The 16,895-nt window shown below is 64.9% G+C and carries 17 protein-coding genes; 6 read left to right on the plus strand and 11 right to left on the minus strand.

Features of this window, described 5'->3' with window-relative positions; genetic code table 11:
* Window positions 1-93: 93 nt before the first annotated feature.
* Window positions 94-795, minus strand: coding sequence for a helix-turn-helix domain-containing protein (locus ACVOK1_RS02750; RefSeq protein WP_481561011.1), 702 nt, complete (start codon window positions 793-795; stop codon window positions 94-96).
* Window positions 796-898: 103 nt separating this feature from the next.
* Here ACVOK1_RS02750 and ACVOK1_RS02755 point away from each other — a divergent pair, with 103 nt between their 5' ends.
* Window positions 899-1,684 carry a DUF6491 family protein gene (locus tag ACVOK1_RS02755; RefSeq protein WP_481561012.1) on the plus strand — a complete coding sequence of 262 codons (786 nt, stop codon included), beginning with the start codon at window positions 899-901 and terminating at the stop codon, window positions 1,682-1,684.
* Here ACVOK1_RS02755 and ACVOK1_RS02760 read toward each other — a convergent pair.
* The 6 genes from ACVOK1_RS02760 to ACVOK1_RS02785 form a co-directional block, all read right to left on the minus strand.
* Window positions 1,681-2,733, minus strand: a complete 1,053-nt coding sequence (locus tag ACVOK1_RS02760; protein ID WP_406231674.1) for a linear amide C-N hydrolase — start codon at window positions 2,731-2,733, stop codon at window positions 1,681-1,683. The two genes, ACVOK1_RS02755 and ACVOK1_RS02760, sit on opposite strands and share 4 nt — an antisense overlap.
* A 75-nt stretch (window positions 2,734-2,808) precedes the next feature.
* Window positions 2,809-3,237, minus strand: coding sequence for a BLUF domain-containing protein (locus ACVOK1_RS02765; RefSeq protein WP_481561013.1), 429 nt, complete (start codon window positions 3,235-3,237; stop codon window positions 2,809-2,811).
* An 87-nt stretch (window positions 3,238-3,324) separates the two neighbouring features.
* Window positions 3,325-4,458 (minus strand): hybrid sensor histidine kinase/response regulator, encoded by a 1,134-nt coding sequence (locus tag ACVOK1_RS02770; RefSeq protein WP_481561014.1) that lies wholly within the window; start codon window positions 4,456-4,458, stop codon window positions 3,325-3,327.
* Window positions 4,455-5,027 (minus strand): chemotaxis protein CheB, encoded by a 573-nt coding sequence (locus ACVOK1_RS02775; RefSeq protein ID WP_481561015.1) that lies wholly within the window; start codon window positions 5,025-5,027, stop codon window positions 4,455-4,457. Before ACVOK1_RS02775 ends, ACVOK1_RS02770 begins: the two co-directional genes overlap by 4 nt.
* A complete protein-coding gene (locus tag ACVOK1_RS02780) occupies window positions 5,027-5,851 on the minus strand; it encodes a CheR family methyltransferase (protein WP_108759365.1) in 825 nt (274 codons plus the stop codon). The genes ACVOK1_RS02775 and ACVOK1_RS02780 overlap by 1 nt, the downstream gene beginning before the upstream one ends.
* The gene (locus tag ACVOK1_RS02785) at window positions 5,848-8,952 is read right to left on the minus strand and encodes a response regulator (protein ID WP_481561016.1); all 3,105 of its coding nucleotides are present in this window, start codon (window positions 8,950-8,952) and stop codon (window positions 5,848-5,850) included. The genes ACVOK1_RS02780 and ACVOK1_RS02785 overlap by 4 nt, the downstream gene beginning before the upstream one ends.
* Window positions 8,953-9,102: 150 nt before the next feature.
* Between ACVOK1_RS02785 and ACVOK1_RS02790 the strand changes: the two genes are divergently transcribed.
* From ACVOK1_RS02790 to ACVOK1_RS02805, 4 genes are all read left to right on the plus strand, one after another.
* A complete protein-coding gene (locus ACVOK1_RS02790) occupies window positions 9,103-10,260 on the plus strand; it encodes a two-component system sensor histidine kinase NtrB (protein WP_481561017.1) in 1,158 nt (385 codons plus the stop codon).
* The gene (locus ACVOK1_RS02795; RefSeq protein WP_116863368.1) at window positions 10,253-10,612 is read left to right on the plus strand and encodes a response regulator; all 360 of its coding nucleotides are present in this window, start codon (window positions 10,253-10,255) and stop codon (window positions 10,610-10,612) included. The genes ACVOK1_RS02790 and ACVOK1_RS02795 overlap by 8 nt, the downstream gene beginning before the upstream one ends.
* Before the next feature lie 1,257 nt (window positions 10,613-11,869).
* Window positions 11,870-12,733, plus strand: coding sequence for a hypothetical protein (locus ACVOK1_RS02800; RefSeq protein WP_481561018.1), 864 nt, complete (start codon window positions 11,870-11,872; stop codon window positions 12,731-12,733).
* A gap of 354 nt (window positions 12,734-13,087) precedes the next feature.
* Window positions 13,088-13,546, plus strand: a complete 459-nt coding sequence (locus ACVOK1_RS02805; RefSeq protein ID WP_481561019.1) for a carboxymuconolactone decarboxylase family protein — start codon at window positions 13,088-13,090, stop codon at window positions 13,544-13,546.
* A 1,040-nt stretch (window positions 13,547-14,586) separates the two neighbouring features.
* Here ACVOK1_RS02805 and ACVOK1_RS02810 read toward each other — a convergent pair.
* A complete protein-coding gene (locus tag ACVOK1_RS02810) occupies window positions 14,587-14,784 on the minus strand; it encodes a hypothetical protein (protein ID WP_481561021.1) in 198 nt (65 codons plus the stop codon).
* Window positions 14,785-14,832: 48 nt separating this feature from the next.
* Entirely contained in the window at window positions 14,833-15,747 is a 915-nt protein-coding gene (locus ACVOK1_RS02815) for a hypothetical protein (protein WP_481561022.1), read from the minus strand.
* Window positions 15,748-15,807: 60 nt separating this feature from the next.
* On the opposite strand from ACVOK1_RS02815, the gene ACVOK1_RS02820 reads away from it, so the two are divergent.
* On the plus strand, window positions 15,808-16,053 hold the full coding sequence (locus ACVOK1_RS02820; RefSeq protein ID WP_481561023.1) for a hypothetical protein: 246 nt from the start codon (window positions 15,808-15,810) through the stop codon (window positions 16,051-16,053).
* Window positions 16,054-16,184: 131 nt separating this feature from the next.
* Here the strand turns inward: ACVOK1_RS02820 and ACVOK1_RS02825 are convergent, their stop codons facing one another.
* On the minus strand, window positions 16,185-16,412 hold the full coding sequence (locus ACVOK1_RS02825) for a hypothetical protein (RefSeq protein ID WP_481561024.1): 228 nt from the start codon (window positions 16,410-16,412) through the stop codon (window positions 16,185-16,187).
* Window positions 16,413-16,487: 75 nt separating this feature from the next.
* Window positions 16,488-16,712, minus strand: a complete 225-nt coding sequence (locus ACVOK1_RS02830; RefSeq protein ID WP_481561025.1) for a hypothetical protein — start codon at window positions 16,710-16,712, stop codon at window positions 16,488-16,490.
* Window positions 16,713-16,895 lie beyond the last annotated feature (183 nt).

The following is a 16,895-nucleotide window of genomic DNA, read 5'->3' on the forward strand; positions in this document are numbered from 1 at the left end:
CCGCGACCGCCCCGCGGCCCCCACGCGCCGCCGCTCTTATTGTCGTCCGCGCCCCACGTCCCCCTGGAGCCCCCCGCCCCCCCCCTCCCCACTCTACAGAAGCGCTTCACCGCGCCGCCAGGCGCTCGGGGTCAGGCCCGTCTCGCGGCGCAGCGCACGGGTCAGTGCGCTCTGCTCGGAGTACCCCGCCGCCAGCGCGATATCGCTGATCGACACTGCAGTGGTCAGCAGCGCATGCTTGGCCCAGCGCAGCCGGCTGGCGCTGAGCCACGCCTGCGGACTGACCCCGAATTCGCCCTGGAACAAGGCATGCAGTCGGCTTTCGCTGACGCCCACATGGGCCGCCATGCGCGCCACCGGCCACGCCTGCCCGGGTTCGGCCTGCACGGCCGCACACAGGGCCTGCAGCCGCGCACCACTACCCGCAGGGGCAAACGCCCGCAGCAGGTCGGGCAGCAGCTCCGGCATGCAACCGCCGACCCGCACCTGGGCCAGGCGCTGGCGCAGTGAAAGCGGGAGGTGCAGCCAGCGCTGGCGACTGAGGTGTTCCTGGGTCAGGTCATCGAGCACGCCCGGTCCGCAATCGACGATCACGAAACCGTTCGGCCCATGTGCCACCTGGTCATGCGCCTCACCGGCGGCAACGAAGGCTCCCTGCAACAGGTCCAGGCGGCCGCCGCGCCCTTCCAGCTCGAACTGCAGCTCACCCTGCAGCGGCAGCACCCACTGTGCATAGTCGTGGCGGTCCAGGCCCGTTGACTGGCCGTAGTGCCGCAGGTGGAAGATGGCGCCCATCGCGGCAGTGTGCGTGTGCGCAGTCCGGCCTGCAATGCAGTCATCAAGGCGGGCAGGACCGCATGCTATGTTCGGACGATGTTCACCCCGCAAGGATTGCATGATGAATATCCGACCTTTCCTGCTCGCCTTGGCCCTCGCCGGCCCCGTCGTGACGCCGCTGCACGCGCAGGAAGCGCGTACGCCGCCGGCGCCGGACTGCCTCGACGCGCGCGATGTGCAGCAGGTGGAGCAGGACACGCCCGGTGCCATTGCCGTCGCCGATGGCCAGGGCCGCGCATTCCGCCTTGATTTCGCCGCCGCCTGCCCCGGCGTCAACGAAGCCGACGCGCTCAGGCTGGAAGCCCCGCAGGGCTGGGCCTGCGGCCAGCCGGGCGAACGGGTGGTGGTTGACGGTCGGAGCTGCGCGGTCAGCGCGGTCACGCCGATCGACGGCCGCAGTTTCGCCACCATCGCCCGCGAAAGCAGCCGCCAGTACGCGGCCACCCTGCCCGGCGTGACCGTGAGCGCGAAGGGGCGCGGGGGCCGCAGCGGCGACACCCCGCATACCTTCCAGACCTCGTCTGCGGTGTGCTTCGCCACCCGCAACGTGCGCGGCTGGAGCGAAAGCCCGGAAGGCGTGGTGGTGGAAACCAACCCACGCCGCAATGGTGGCCATCGCTATTACCACGTGGAGCTGGCCAGCAGCTGTTCGATTCTTGCCGGCGCCACCGACGTGGACTTCCAGTCCGGCCTGCAGAACGGCCTGATCTGCGGCAACCCCCGCGACCGTATCGTGCTGATGCCCTCGGGCATCGAGAATGACGGCCGCACCTACACTCCCAGCATGGCCCGCCCAGGCTGCGACATCCTCGCGGTCTATCCCAAGGACGACAGCCGCGCGCCCTAGCCGTCGGTGCCGAGGAAGGTGAACGGCTTGCTCGGCACGAACTGCGACAGCGCATCACCGGAGAAGGTGTTGCGCTGGTCCCGGCCCAGGTCGAGCTTGAGTACCTGCCCGCCGAAATCAACCTTGTTGAGATCGACCCAGAACGTATTGGGCGTCAATGCCGATTCAAAGAAGTACAGCCGGCGCTTGTGGTCGGCCACCGTGCGCCAGCGCGTGGACGAGATGTTCGGCTCGCCCGGCGTGGTGATGCCAAACGGCACCGATACGTTGCGGATGACGCTGAACACACTGGCCAGCGCCTCCACCGGATCCTCGGCCTTGGGAATGGCATTGATGTAGAACGAGGCGCGTGCGAAACGATCGGCCGAGCGGTTGGTACCCGGCAGCATCACCGTGCCGCCGATGCTCTTCCAGTAAGCATTGAGCGCAAGCTGCTGATCGAAGATCGGCGAGTTCGTCATCACCTGGTAGCGGCGGTCGTGATGGATGACCTGGCGCCCGCCGATGTATTCGATGATGGCGCTGTCGCCGGTGGCATCAGACAGCGAAAGATGCAGGGTCGCCTGACGGTCCTCACCGGGCACCTTGTCGGTGACGATGGCAAACGGCTCGCGCTCCAGTGCAGCCACGGCCTCGGCCACGCTGCCGAAATTGTCCAGCACGTACTGCGCCCACAGCGAGATGGCCAGCCCCGGCTTGTTGCCGCGCTGCTGCGGATACTCCGATTCGACCAGCCACAACAGGTTGGCCACCAGGCCCTTCTCGTTCATGCCGTCGGTGGTGGACACGTCGTAGCCGGTGGCCACCACGCTGCCGTAGCGCGCGGTCCACTTCGCCGACTTCGGTCCGGCCTGGCCGGTACGTTCGATGCCGCGCGGCAGGACATACAGGTTGGTGGCAACGTCCACCTTCCAGTCCATCGACCGGGCGGTGATCACATCGCCGTTGTCACCCAGATAGACCGCGCGCGTGCACGCCCATGCAGGAACCATCGCTGCCGCCAGCGCCATCGCCAGCGCCGCCCTGCCCTGCCACTTCATCCGCTTCATGCCGTGCTCCCTTCCCCAGGAAGCCCGATGGGAACCCGGCAACGGTGACAGCGGGGTGAAGCCCCGCGTCCGGCGTCAACCAGCGCTGAGCATCGGGCGCACGAGGGCGCTCAGAAGATCCACCGCCGTGGGAGCAGCATCATCGCCCTCCACCGTGCGCGAGAAACCGGACCAGTCACTGCTGCCCAGCTGGCGCAGCTTCAGCGCATCGACCGGCAATGCGCGCATCGACCAGTACGGAAACTGGCGCTGGCCCAACCGACCGCGCGCCAGTTCGACGATGTCCACGTGGCTGCCCGCCTGCAGGATGCGCTCGTACACCGAATCGATGCCATCGGGCGGCCCTTCGATGTACTGCAGGAAACGCTGCCCATCGTGCAACAACACGCCCGTCACCCCGGCCATCCGGTTGAACCGGGTGGCATCGTTCACCAACGTCTGCAGGCGTTCGGCGGAAAGGTCCGGCCGGGCCTGGCTGACGTAGGCAATGGCGCGTAGTGGCATGAATCTTCCTTGGCAACGTGAGCGGCCACGGTAGCAGCTACGGACGAGCCCGTCTCAGTTCGCCCCCGCGCTCCCTGAAGAATTCAGTTAACGGCTGATGCGCGTGTCGGCGCGGCGCGGCAGCACCGCCTCGAACACCACCTGCCCCTGCTCGTTGCGCGCACTCAGCCGTCCACCGTGCGCGGCCACGAACTGATCGACGATGTACAGGCCAAGGCCCAGCCCCTTGCTCTGGTGGAAGCTGGCCTTGAACGGCTCGAACAGGCGCGGCAGCAGAGCTTCCTCGATGTGCCCGACATTGCGCACGCGCAGGGTCACCACACGCGAATCGCTGCCATCGACGGCAACCCGCACCACATCGTTGCCCCCATGGGTGATCGCATTGCCGACCAGGTTGGCCACCACCTGCCCCAGGCGATCTATGTCGCCGTGCAGGGTGGCATCACCAGTGGCTTCGAAGGCGATGCGATCGCTGCCGTGCGCGCTGCCGGCTTCGGCGATCACCGCACGCGCCAGTTCCTCCATGTCGCAGGCATTGGTCTCCAGGCGCAGTCCGCCGCTGCGGATGCGCGAGAAATCCAGCAGCTGCTCGACCATGCGCGCCATGCGCACGGTGCTGGCCTCCAGGTGCTGCAGGGTCTGCTGCGCACTGGTGTTGCCCGGCGGCAGTTCCAGCGACAGCTTGTCGGCGCACAGCAGGATGGCCGACAGCGGCGTGCGCAGATCGTGGGTCAGCACCGCGGCCATCGTCTCGTTCAACTTCAACGCGCGCTCCAGCGCCTCGTTGCGCGCCTTCAGCAGCTGGCGCTGCTGGTAAAGCTCGATGAAAACATTGACCTTGCTCAGGATCACCTGCGGCGCCACCGGCTTGTGCAGGAAATCGACCGCACCGCTTTCGTAGCCCTTGAACGCACGCACCGGATCATCCGGCGAGGCGGTCAGGAAGATGATCGGCACATCGCGGCTGCGCTGCGAGCCGCGCATCAGCTCGGCCAGGGTGAAGCCATCGATCTCCGGCATGTGCACGTCCAGCAGCGCCAGCGCCACTTCATGCTCCAGCAGCAGCTCCAGCGCCTGTGCGCCCGAGCCGGCCAGCAGCAGGTTGACGCCCTCGCGGCGCAGCAGCGCCTGCATGGCTACCAGGTTCTGCGGCACGTCATCGACGATCAGCAGGTTGACCGGGGTCTGCGACTGCGCAGGGTCCGGTGGCAGCAGGTTCATGCGAACAACTCCTTCAAGCGGCGGCACATCAATTCAAGAGGCAGCACGGCATCAGCGCCGGCGTGCTGCAGGGCGGAGGCCGGCATCATCGATGCCTCGGCCTCCTCGGGGCATTGCAACCAGGCACGGCCACCGGCGGATCGCACCGCGGCCACCCCTTCACTGCCATCGCTGCTGGCACCAGTCAGCAGCACCGCCAGCAGCTGCGGCCCGAACACGGCCGCGGCGGATTCAAACAACGGGTCGATGGCCGGGCGCGAGAACAGCACCGGCTCATCCATCGACAGCGCGATGGTCTGCGCGTCCTCCACCAGCAGGTGGTAATCGGGTGCCGCGAAGGTCACCGTCCCTGCCTGCAGCGGCTGCTTGTCCTCTGCCTCGCGCACCTGCAGCGCGCAGTACGGCGCCAGCACCTCGGCGATGCGACTGCTGCGGTCACGCGGCAGATGCAGCACCACCAGCACCGGTATCGGCAGACCGGCCGGCAGCGCACCCAGCAGTGCCTGCAGCGCGGCCACGCCACCGGCAGAGGCGCCGACGACCAGCAGATGCGGACGCGGGGCGACCATCAAACGACCTTCCGGTACAGCCGATGCTCGCGCGAGCAGGCTTCGAACGCATCGTGGTGGCGGCCGAACTGCAGCGATTCCTTGCTGCCCAGGCCAAGGAATCCACGGTGCACCAGCGCCTCGCGGAACAGACCCACGGCACGGTCCTGCAGGTCGCGGTTGAAGTAGATCAGCACGTTGCGGCAGGACACCAGGTGCACTTCGGAGAACACCGTGTCGGTGGCCAGGCTGTGGTCGGCAAACACCACGTTGCGGCGCAGCTGGCGATCGAACACCGCACCGTCGTAGGCGGTGGCGTAGTAATCGGACAGCGAACCGGTACCGCCGGCGGCCAGATAGTTGCGGCTAAACTGGGCCAGGCGGTCGATGCTGTAGGCACCGGCTTCCGCGGTGGCCAGCGCTGCCGGATTGATGTCGGTGGCGTAGACGATGCTGCGCTCCAGCAGCCCTTCTTCGTGCAGCAGGATGGCAAGCGACCACACCTCTTCACCGGTACTGCAGCCGGCCACCCACAGCTTCACCGACGGGTAGGTGCGTAGCACCGGTACTACCTGCTCGCGCAGCTGCTTGAAATAGGCCGGGTCACGGAACATTTCCGAGACCTGCACGGTGAAGAACTGCATCGCCTGGGCGAATAGATCCGGCTCGTGCAGCAGCCGGTGCTGCAGGTCGACCAGGCGCTCGCAGTCATAGCGCTGCATGGCCTGGCGGATGCGCCGCCGCAGCGAAGAGACCGCGTAGCTGCGGAAGTCGTAGTGGTAGCGCTGGTACAGCGCCTCCAGCAGCACCTTCAACTCCAGGTCGAACAGCGCCTGCTCATTCATTGGCGCGAGCACCAGACCCGGCACAGCGAGACCAGCTTGTCGACGTCGATGGGCTTGGCAATGTAGTCGTTGGCACCGGCCTGCAGGCAGCGCTCGCGGTCATCGGGCATGGCCTTGGCGGTCAGCGCGATGATCGGCAGGTCCTGCAGGTGGCGCTGCGCACGGATCTCGCGCATGGCGGTCAGGCCATCCTTCTCCGGCATCATGATGTCCATCAACACTAGGTCGACCTCGCGCTGGGCCAGGCGATCCACTGCTTCCTGACCATTGCGCGCGATCTCCAGGGTCACGCCCAGCGGCTCGAGCACGCTGGACAGGGCGAAGATGTTGCGCACGTCGTCCTCGGCCAGCAGGACGGTGCGGCCATCGAGCACAGTGTCGCGGCGGCGGGCCTCACGCAGCAGGCGCTGCTGGTCGCTGGGCAGGCTGGCCTCGACGCTGTGCAGGAACAGGGTCACCTCGTCCAGCAGGCGCTCGGGCGAGCGTGCGCCCTTGATGATGATGCTCTTGGAATAACGGCGCAGGCGCTGTTCTTCCTCGCGGCTGAGCGCGCGGCCGGTGTAGACGATCACCGGCGGGAAGCCGACATCATCGTTGCCGGCCATGTGCTCCAGCAGATCGTAGCCACTGCCGTCGGGCAGCGACAGGTCCATCACCATGCAGTCGAAGGTCACCGTGCTCAGCTGCTCCACTGCAGCGGCCAAGGTACCCACCGCCACGATCTGCAGCTGGTCACGGCCCAGCAGCAGCTCCAGGTTGCGGCGCAGGTCGCTGTCGTCCTCGACGATCAGCAGGCGGCGCACATCGCGCTGGCTGGTCTGTTCCAGCTGCTCGATCGCGGCGGCCAGTCGTTCGCGGGTCGCGGGCTTCACTGCGTAACCAATCGCGCCCAGCTCGCGCGCCACCTGGCTGCGATCCATGGCCGAGACCACGTGCACGGGAATGTGGCGGGTTTCCGGATTGCGCTTGAGACGTTCGAGCACGCTCAGGCCGGACACGTCCGGCAGGCCGATATCGAGCAGGATCCCGTTCGGCCGCAGCTCGCTGGCCAGGGTCAGCGCCTCTTCGGCAGTGGTCGCCACCACGCAGTCGAAATCAAGTTCGTGTGCCAGCGACACCAGTGCCTCGGCGAAGCTGGCATCGTCTTCAACGGCCAGGATCAGACGCCCGGCACGCTGGCGACGGCCACGATCATCGGCAACGCTGGCGGCGGCCGCCGCCGGTGCAGCAGCCATGGCCAGCGGCGCGGCAGCGGCGACGTTCTGCACCGAAGGCATCGGCGCCGGCGCCACCGCGGCCGGCTCGGCCGGCATGTCGCTGGCCGGTGCGCCCTGCAGCGGCAGTTCCAGGATGAAGCAGCTGCCGCGACCCGGCTCACTGTCCACCTGGATGTCGCCGCCCATGCGCACGGCCAGGTCGCGCGAGATCGACAGGCCCAAGCCGGTGCCACCGTAGCGGCGGCGGGTGCTCCCATCGGCCTGGCGGAACGCCTCGAAGATCACCTGCAGCTGGTCACGGGCGATGCCAATGCCCGAATCGCAGACTTCGAAGCGGATACGGCCATTGCCACCCGCTCGAACGTGCAGGCTGACCTTGCCGTGCTCGGTGAACTTCACCGCATTGGCCAGCAGGTTCTTCAGGATCTGCTGCATGCGTTGGTTGTCGGCCACCAGCTGGGTCGGCGCCAGCGCATCGGCCTCGATCTGCAGGGCCAGGCCCTTCTGCCGGGCCATCGGCTCGAACGTCTCGCGCAGGCGCTGCAGCACGCTGTCGACCACCACCACTTCGTCGGCCAGCTCCACATGGCCGGCTTCGATGCGCGACAGATCGAGGATGTCGTTGATCAGCGCCAGCAGGTCGTTGTTGGACGACAGGATCGCGCGGGCGTACTTGACCTGTTCCTCGGTCAGCGTGCCGTCCTTGTTGTCAGCCAGCAGCTTGGCCAGGATCAGCGAGCTGTTCAGCGGCGTGCGCAGCTCGTGCGACATGTTGGCCAGGAATTCGGACTTGTAGCGCGAGGTCGCCGCCAGCTCGTTGCTGTTGCGTACCAGCTGGCCCTGCGCCACCAGCAGCGCCTGCTTCTGCGCTTCCAGCTCGTGGGTGCGCTCTTCCAGCTGCACGTTGCTCTGTTCCAGCTCGGCCTGCTGCTGCTCCAGGTGGCCCTGCGACTGCATCAGGCTGCGGCTCTGCTCTTCCAGCTCTTCATTGGCCACGCGCAGTTCTTCCTGCTGGGCCTGCAGCTCTTCACCCTGCCGCTGCGATTCTTCCAGCAGCACGACCAGCTGCGCGCGTAGCAGCGAGGCACGCAATGCCATGCCGAGCGTGTCGCCGCAGCGCTCCAGCAGTTCCGCATCCAGCGTGCGCTGGCCGCCGGCCTGCGCGCGGCCCAGCTCGACCACGCCCACCACCACGCCATCGCTGCTGATCGGCGCCAGGATGCGCTCGCGCACCGTCACCTGGCCCAGGCTGGACTGCAGCTGCAAGGCGTGCTGGTCGTCGCCCTGCACGTGGCGGATCTCCTGGTCGCGCGCGGTCTGGCCCAGCAGGCCCTCCTGCAGCGTCACCGACGAAGGCAGCCCACTTGGCAGCGAGACGCCCCCGGTCAACTGCAGCCGACCACCTTCGAGGCGATACATCACGCCCACATCGGCCTGCAGCTGGCCCGCCAGGCTGGTCATCGCCGCATCGGCAATCTGCTCCGGCCCCAAGTCACCGCGCAGGCTCATGGACACCGCGTTTTCTGCCTCCTGAAGCCACAGCGCACGCATCGCCTCGCGCCGCGCAGTGATGGCGCGCGAGACGATCAGCGCGATCATCAGGAAGCCGATGCCACCGATGGAGCGGTTGACCAGAGAGAACGAGGAATTGGTGCTGGCCGGGGCGACGTTGTAGCCGATGGCCAGCAGGCCGCAGGCGATCACCGCAACCACGAACGGCGCCCGCGCACTGCGCTGGAACACGGTGACGCCGACGGCCATGAAATAAGTCAGCCAGGCCGCATAGCCCAGCGGGACCACCAGTTCCATGGCGATGGTCACTGCCAGCAACACGGCGGCAGCCATCCAGATCCAGCGGTCACGCGTTGTTGCACCAGGACGCATGCAGGCAGGTTCCAAAACACGAAAGGCCGATGATGTTACTCCCTGTCGCATTCAGCCGCATACGACCAATGGCACACGCGCGGCGTGCACAATTCCTTCACGCTCGCCTGCCTACGGTCGCAGCCCTTACAGGGGTATTACTGACTTTACGTGGACGCTCTTGCTTCTACGCCCTCCGTGCTGACGGACACGTCCCGACAACTGCGATTGCTGATCGACAGCGTTCGCGACCATGCCCTGTACCTGCTCGATCCGCAGGGCATCGTCTGCAGCTGGAACCCGGGCGCCGAGCGGATCAAGGGCTACCGTGCCGACGAAGTCATCGGCACCCACTTCAGCCGCTTCTACCTGGCCGATGAACGCGAGGCCGGCGAGCCGCAGCGCCTGCTGCACCTGGCCGCACAGAACGGCCATGTGGCCAGCGAAGGCTGGCGGGTGCGCCGCGACGGCTCATCATTCAGGGCCAGCATCGTCATCGAGGCGGTACGCGAGGACCGCGAGCTGCTGGGTTTCGTCAAGATCACCCGCGACATCACCGAGCACTGGCAGGCCCAGCGCCTCCTGCGCGACGCCCAGCGCGCCCTTCGCCAGACCCAGCAGTTCGAGGCCGTGGGCCGGCTCAGCCGCGGTCTGTCGCACGAGTTCAACAACCTGCTGACCACGGTCGGCAACGCGTTGGACCTGCTGTCGATGCGCCTGGGCAGCGACGCCCGCGCCGCCGAACTGCTGGCCACCGCGCAAGCTGCCACCGACCGCGGCGCCCTGCTGACCCGGCAGCTGCTGGCCTTCAGCACGGGCCAGACCCTGATCCGTGAACCGCTGGACATCAACCAGCAGATCCGCGAGTGGCTGCCCGGCCTGCGCAGCGCCTGCCCGCCCGGGGTCACCGTGGAAGCTGCGCTCACGCCGGGGCTGCCCCTGCTCAGCACCGACCCGCTGCAGCTGCAGACCGCGCTTGCCAACCTGGTCGCCAACGCTGCCGACGCCACGCTGGACGGCGGTCGCGTGCTGGTGGCCACCGCGCTCGAGCACCGGCTGGATCCGGATGCGGACACCGCGCTGCAGCGCCGATATGTGACACTAAGCGTCTGCGACGAGGGCCACGGCATGGCCCCGGACATCGCTGAACGGGCCACCGAGCCCTTCTTTACGACCAAGGACATCGGCAAAGGCAGCGGCCTGGGCCTCAGCCAGGTGTTCGGATTCACTACCCAGAGCGGCGGCTTCGTTGATGTGTCCACCACACCCGGTGTCGGCACCACGGTCAGCCTGCTGCTACCCGCAATGGAGGACCCTGCCGATGACTGATGACCCGCTCCGCGTATTGATGGTGGAGGACCAGTCCGATCTGCGCGAGATGATCGGCCTGGCGCTGCGCGATTTCGGCATCGATGTGGCAACCACGTCCGACGGCCACGAAGCCGTTGCCCTGATGCAGGGTGGCGAGCGCTTCGACGTGGTGTTCAGCGACGTCAGCATGCCCAACGGCATGTCCGGCATCGAGCTCAGCGAGCACGTGGCCCGCGACCAGCCGCATGCACGGATGATCCTGTCGTCCGGCTATGCACGTTCGCAGCTGCCGCCGCTTCCCGACCAGGTGGAGTTCCTGCCCAAGCCTTATCGGCTGCGCCAGCTGGTGGAGCTGTTGAAGCAGGATTGAGGGATCACCGCCCGGTGTTGGGTGCGTACCACTGGCGGTGGGTACGGACCGTTGGTGGTGGGTGCGGACCGTTGGTGGTGGGCGCGGACCGTTGGCGGTGGGTGCGGACCGTTGGTCCGCACTGCGGAAACCCTCATCCACGCCCGACGTGGATCGACGCTCGCCTGGTAGCGCCGGGCCATGCCCGGCGGCGAGACGCGGCTACCAACGCAGGAACAGCGTCACCACGAATATGGCCAAGGCCACGCCGATGACGATCCACAGCCCTCTGCTCTGGCGCCAGGAGGGCTTACGGGTGCCGGGGTTGTTCATCGCTTGCTCCATCGTGATAACAGGGATGGAACGAGCTTCGCGTTCTAGATGTGCAGTGCGCGTGCATGCTCACGACGTGCGACCCAGTGCATTCAGGAATCCGCGTCGCGGTCCACCCGCAGACGACTGACCCGCCAGCCCCCATGCGAATTGAATCGCCCAGTGTCACCGGTCAGGCCGTAGCGCAGCGCCAACCAGCCGGCGCGGACCGAGCCCACATGCCATTCCCGCACTTTCCTGTACGCATACCGAAAACGACAAGCTTGCATGGGCACACCCCAAGTGTGACGTTCATCACGATTTTCGGACGATAGCGCGAATTCATTTCGGCGGGAAGACACCGCTCGATCCACCCGAAATCAGCGTTTGCGACGGCGCCAGGCCCGGTCTGCGACATGAACGAGCCCAAGCAGGCAGGCGGCCACCAGCGCTACCTCACCAATTGCGAGCAACAGGTCCACAGTGATACTCCGGCCGACAGGGTTGCGGCCAGGCTGATGCCGTGAAAATGACGGCCAACCTGCGCTGCAGGATCACCGTAAGGGCAAACGGGCTCGCCGTTCTGCAGGGTGATACGCATTTCCGGCAATCGGGTGCGGATGAATGCGGGGAATAAGGGCGGCACTGCGAATGAGGCCGCCAGGAGCATGGTGACCCCGGCCCGATTCGAACGGGCGACCTTACCCTTAGGAGGGGGGCGACCACCCCTTATGTACCAACGCGCTCGGAATGCACTGTGCCAAGGCTGTGCCTAATTGGGCCCCGCTGCCGCAGATCTAGCCGGAATCTGCGCGGTTACGGCGCCCACCCGGTCGACCCCAGCGCCTCGGCCGCCCCCTGGTGGATCGGCGGCTTTGACAACATGTACAGTTCATGAAACCTTCATGATCCACCCAGCCGCCCGGCTGCCAGGAGTTGGCGGAGACAGACTGTGGAGAGCAGTAAATGAAGATTGCGAAGATCTTAGCGGCAATGGGACTACTCGCCGCTGGCGCCTTTGGAACGGAAGCCCAAGCCACCACCCTTCGGTGCGACGGCTGTTCCGGGCCTGAAATGCAGGAGTGGGCCATCATGGAGGTGGCTCAAAACGGGTACACCTACGACGAGGTGTACGTCATCAACCAGACCGAAAACTTCATGAAGAAGTTCATCGTGACCGTGGATGCTGGCGGGGGGGATATCCCGGATCAGATACCTGACGGCACGAGCTACGGGACGGCTACCGAGGTCCCAGTACCGGCGAGTGAGCTGCAGTACTTTTCTGTAGCGCTTGTGGTCAATGGGCAAATCATCGCAATGGCTAGTGGGCTGCCAGGCTCGATGTACGACGTAGTGAACAACCCATCGGCCGACTTCGCACTTTCGGAATACGCGCGTACCACTCCACAAGCCCAAGGTCAGACGCTGTTGGATTTTCTGTCGGCGTTGAAGTTCAGCCTTCTCGATTTTTCGAAAATCGACATATCAATCAGGCTAGTGGCGAGCGATAACTCTTACGCGACACTAGTGTTTGATCCCGTAGCGAAGAAGTGGGAACGCCTGAAGAACGAGACTCGCGACTCAAGCGGCAACGTCATTCCGTCCACGAAAACTGAAGTGAGCGGTGGGTCTAACAGCTTCAGGGAATACACGTTCAACAACCCAAATGACTTTACTAGCTTCGTTCAGCACGTAGGGAACTTGGGCGTTGTCTTCGTAGGCTCAGTTGGAAACGTGAGCGGTCAGACAGGTGTGGTCTGTACTTCGATCATCAAGAGCACCGAAGGCCAGGAGTCTCGGGAAGAAACGCAGTGCTCAACGACCAATTGAGCTGAAAGCCTAAGCAAAAATGCCTCCGCAGCTGCGGGGGCATTTTTTTAGCTGCAAGAGAGCACAGGCTTAGAAGTCTACCTGACTGTCGTTGCAAATCAGCCACTTGGATCGAATTGATTTCTGGAAGCGGACTACCCTGGCCCTTGCGGCACAACGGTTCCACACGGAATTTTCTGGAGCCAAGGCAGCCATTGCGAGACATCTCACACCAAGCGGGATAGGCGCCCGCTGCCCGCCCCTGCGGCGAGGCAACCGTCGTATGCAGGCAGTTGTCACGAACTGAGGCCGTCTGGCGTCTCCACCTATAAGTGGGCCAATTCCGGTCCACACTTACAGGACAGGACAATGCAGATGAACCGAGCGAACTGGTTTGTGGTCTCTCCCGAGGGTGCCAAAGCGGTTGGACAGCTCCATCACTTTGTGACCACCGGCACATCGTTGCCCTCAAAATTGATCCACCTGGTGTTCTTGCGCGTTTCTCAACTGAATGGATGCGCGCACTGCATAGACATCCACACACGCGATCTACTCAAGGAAGGAATGCCCTTCGACACAATCACCCTTCTGCCTGTTTGGCACGAAGCCGCGTACCTCTTCTCGGACCAAGAGCGCGCCGCGTTGGCATGGGCTGAGGAAGTGACGCTTGTCAGCGAGACCCACCCATCTGACGAGGCGTACCAGGCCGTGGCCGCAGCCTTCAGCGAGAAGGACCTTGTCGATCTCACGCTCACCATCGCGGCAATGAACGCGATCAATCGGCTAGGCGTGAGCTTTAGGCTCAAGCCCCGGGCCAAGCCCGCTACCGAGTAACCACACCGGCGAGCGCTGGGCATTGGCCCAGCGCCGCGTCAGCGCCGCTTCGATCCGACTTTTGCCTCCCTCAACCGAGCCTTAGCGGGATCCGTCAGTCGGGGCTTTGCCTCCGCTGGCGGCCGGATCGGCTCCAGTGCCGCCATCACCCGGGCGGACGCAGCCGCAGCCGCCCCTCCAAGCGCTGGGCCTGCTGCTGTTGCTGCGGGTCGGAGGCAAACCCGGCAACGGGGCCCTCGGACCGATGGGCGTGCTATCAGTGAGCAGGGCAACGGCCTCGCGCAGCGGCAAATCGGGATAGAGCCTGGAAACGCTTGCCCTGCCCGATGCTGACCACCTTCACGCTCTTGGTCTGCCACATCTTTAAGGCGTTCAGAGCCATGCGCTGGCCACCAGCGCAATCAGGCGTCAGGCTGGCCACCTCAAGGCCGTTCCACCACAGGCCCCAGCGGTCACCCATCTGCACCCAGCCCGATGGGATAGGTGCAGTGCGGAAGCCCTGGTAGCCAATTGAAGGAAGCATAGTCGCAGGATACTGCTGGCCGTCGCAAAGCCTGAGAACACCCGTGTGCAGCAATTTGATGAATTATTCACACACATGTGAGATGGTCACAGCTCTTGGCTCTTCTCTGGCGCGAAATTCTTCGCCCCCGTGTCCAGCCCCTAGCCGGCCAGACACATGCCCTCCCCTAGCTCATTCCGGATTATTAGAATTCGTCCGTTGCTTTGCCCGTATGGTTCATATGAGGGTGTCCAAGCCATCCAATGCAGGTGCGAGACCTGCAGCAAGGAGTGCCGGTTAGAACCAGGCCTCGGCCTCTTAGACGTACCGGGCGGTCTTGAGCTGGCCTGTCCCTTCTGCCAAGCCCATGACCGTATTACCACCGGAACGCTTCGTATGCACTGGTCTGAGCAGCTTAGGCGCGACCGGCTGCTTCGTTCATCCGGCATCGATCCAGACGACTTGTATCCAAGCAGGTAGCGCCTTCCGCCGAGCTCTACTTCGCAGACAGAACCGATGCGGAACGTAACGACGCAGCTTAGACCTGCGGCTTTGCCACGATCTCTTCCGCACCCAGGTCGCAATCGACCCCCGTCACGTACGAGGCCGCCACTTGGGGCGGCACAAAGAAGTTCCAGACGGCGCCGGAACCATCGTTGAGGCGGAAGATCAACTGCACCTTCCCCGGGGTCTCTGCATCCTCAACCTTCCGGTACAGCTGTGCACGTGCAAGCATGGTGTATCTCCTGTAGGAAAAGCGGGGCAAGAGCCAGCCCCGCATGGCTTACTGCTCGATGGACACAATCGACAGGCTCTGCGTGATCGTTTGACTGTCGAAGCTGCCCGACTGGTGGGTTACGGTCTGTTCGGTGAAGCCCACAATCTCGGCGCGGTAGCTACGCCGTGTCGTGCCGTTGGTGTTGTCGTTCAAGGTCAGCGATGCATTCCAAATCGAGTCGGCCGAGTCAGGGCCATCGGGCTGATTGAGAATGTTCACGCTGCCGGTGATCGGGATCTGCTGCCACAGCGTCTCGGCCTGGCCATCCAGCTGTCGATACAGATTGATGGTCCCGCCATTGGTGCCGGCACCTGCCACAAAGCCCTGCGCGGTCTGCGCATTCTTGATGCGACGATGCCGCCGGTTGAAACCGACCACCACTTGCTTGTTCCGGCCATTGGTATCGAACGGGCCCACCAGCACGCTGTTGCCCATGGTGACGATGCTGGTGCTTTGCGCCGCGTTGCGCAGGATACCGGCGGCGATAGAGCCACCCCAGTAGGCATTACCGTCGCGATCCATCCACATGGTCGCGTTGGTCTTGCTGGCATTGGCAGCACCCACGTTCGGCCCGAAGTAGTCGACCAGACCGTCAGCGCCGAAGTTGTTGCCGATGATGCGTTGCGAATTGCCTGCCCACGTGCGGATGTAGCCATTGGTCATTTCGACTCCGTCTGCACCACCTGGCGAAAGGATGTTCATCGCATTCGCCATGATGTTGAACGCAGACGTTTCACCAGTGACGCCCAACTGCAGACCAGCCGCGATGCCGTTGGCCTGAATCGCCAAGCTCCACTGCGCGGACGCTTCGGCACCGCCCGTGGAGTACATAGGTGGCTGCGTAGCACCGGCAGCGACTTCCGAGAACATCGGATACCACATCCAGTAGTAGGGGTCCGACTCCCCAGTACCTTCCAGCATGAAAACGACCATCGCGCTGACAGCACCCGCAGGCGGCTTCCCGATCATCTGGAGCCCGGCGTGGCTGCTGTGTGGAAGGAGCTGGAGCGATGTGCCCTGCCCGGGGTGCTGACCAGCTCCGACCGGTTCGTGATGGAGGTCGCCGCCTCCCTGCTCGCTGAGTTCCGGGCCATCAGGACCGAGTTCAAGGCGGCCAAGTATTCCCACCTGATCGGGTGCCTGGCCCGGCTGGGCCTCACCCCTGCGGACCGCCAGAAGCTGGGGACCGAAGCGCCGAAGGAGGGCAACCCATTCGACGAGTTCTGACCCATGACGCCGAGCGAATCCGCCAAGGCCTACGCCAAAAGCGTTGTGGCCGGGAAGACGCCGGCCAACGAGTACATCCGCCTGGCGTGCCAGCGGTTCATCGATGCAGCAGTATCTCGGGCCAGTGCAGCTCAGGCGTCCCGCGCCAAGCCTGCAATGTGCTTCTCGATGGCAGCCATGGCGAGTTGCATGGCGTCACCCTTGTTGCGGATCGCGCCGGCGCGCGGCGCGTCCACGGCAGCGCCATCAACCGTGGCAGCGAACTCAAACACGTCCTCCACCTGGCTGGTGATCGTGACGTGGAACCGACGCCCGTCGATCACGCCCTGCAGTGTCCGGCGATAGCCCTCTGTCTTCATTTCGGTTCCCCAACCGTCAGCGATGGCAAATCTACTTCACGGCGAACCCCGGTGAAAAGGGCCAGATCTGGCGGCTCAGTACCAGTCGGCACCCATGAGGTCGGAGAGCAGCGCCTCTGTCTTGACTGCAGCGTCCTCTCTGGACTCCACGCGCACCTCCAGGCCGATCCGGCTGGGGCCGTACACCACATGGAAGCCCGTCAACGTCCCCTGTCCGACTCGGCCGATGCCGTCGAGCGCAACCCGGACCGTCACGTCGCGGCCCCGAATTTTCAGGTTCCAGTCTTCTTGCCTGTGCATCCCATCACCTTCGCACCTGCTCCGTTCCGGTGCGCTTACCCGCAAAGCATACACAGCGCGCGCACCGCGAAGGATTCGACCAATGGCTGACCACCTCGCAACCGTCGTCGTACGGTTCGTCATCGTGCTGGGCGCTCTCCTGTTCGGGATCACCGCACTGTGGCTGGGGCGTCAGGCTGGAAG

Source organism: Stenotrophomonas sp. STEN087, assembly GCF_056759115.1.

Bases quoted from the DNA above. Each gene is read 5' to 3' on its own strand.
- ACVOK1_RS02815 (WP_481561022.1), bottom strand. From the start codon at position 15,747: ATGCTGGAAGGTACTGGGGAGTCGGACCCCTACTACTGGATGTGGTAT.
- ACVOK1_RS02775 (WP_481561015.1), bottom strand. From the start codon at position 5,027: ATGGTCGCCCCGCGTCCGCATCTGCTGGTCGTCGGCGCCTCTGCCGGT.
- ACVOK1_RS02780 (WP_108759365.1), bottom strand. From the start codon at position 5,851: ATGAATGAGCAGGCGCTGTTCGACCTGGAGTTGAAGGTGCTGCTGGAG.
- ACVOK1_RS02830 (WP_481561025.1), bottom strand. From the start codon at position 16,712: ATGCACAGGCAAGAAGACTGGAACCTGAAAATTCGGGGCCGCGACGTG.
- ACVOK1_RS02825 (WP_481561024.1), bottom strand. From the start codon at position 16,412: ATGAAGACAGAGGGCTATCGCCGGACACTGCAGGGCGTGATCGACGGG.
- ACVOK1_RS02750 (WP_481561011.1), bottom strand. From the start codon at position 795: ATGGGCGCCATCTTCCACCTGCGGCACTACGGCCAGTCAACGGGCCTG.
- ACVOK1_RS02800 (WP_481561018.1), top strand. From the start codon at position 11,870: ATGAAGATTGCGAAGATCTTAGCGGCAATGGGACTACTCGCCGCTGGC.
- ACVOK1_RS02755 (WP_481561012.1), top strand. From the start codon at position 899: ATGAATATCCGACCTTTCCTGCTCGCCTTGGCCCTCGCCGGCCCCGTC.
- ACVOK1_RS02795 (WP_116863368.1), top strand. From the start codon at position 10,253: ATGACTGATGACCCGCTCCGCGTATTGATGGTGGAGGACCAGTCCGAT.
- ACVOK1_RS02785 (WP_481561016.1), bottom strand. From the start codon at position 8,952: ATGCGTCCTGGTGCAACAACGCGTGACCGCTGGATCTGGATGGCTGCC.
- ACVOK1_RS02760 (WP_406231674.1), bottom strand. From the start codon at position 2,733: ATGAAGCGGATGAAGTGGCAGGGCAGGGCGGCGCTGGCGATGGCGCTG.
- ACVOK1_RS02810 (WP_481561021.1), bottom strand. From the start codon at position 14,784: ATGCTTGCACGTGCACAGCTGTACCGGAAGGTTGAGGATGCAGAGACC.
- ACVOK1_RS02770 (WP_481561014.1), bottom strand. From the start codon at position 4,458: ATGAACCTGCTGCCACCGGACCCTGCGCAGTCGCAGACCCCGGTCAAC.
- ACVOK1_RS02765 (WP_481561013.1), bottom strand. From the start codon at position 3,237: ATGCCACTACGCGCCATTGCCTACGTCAGCCAGGCCCGGCCGGACCTT.
- ACVOK1_RS02805 (WP_481561019.1), top strand. From the start codon at position 13,088: ATGAACCGAGCGAACTGGTTTGTGGTCTCTCCCGAGGGTGCCAAAGCG.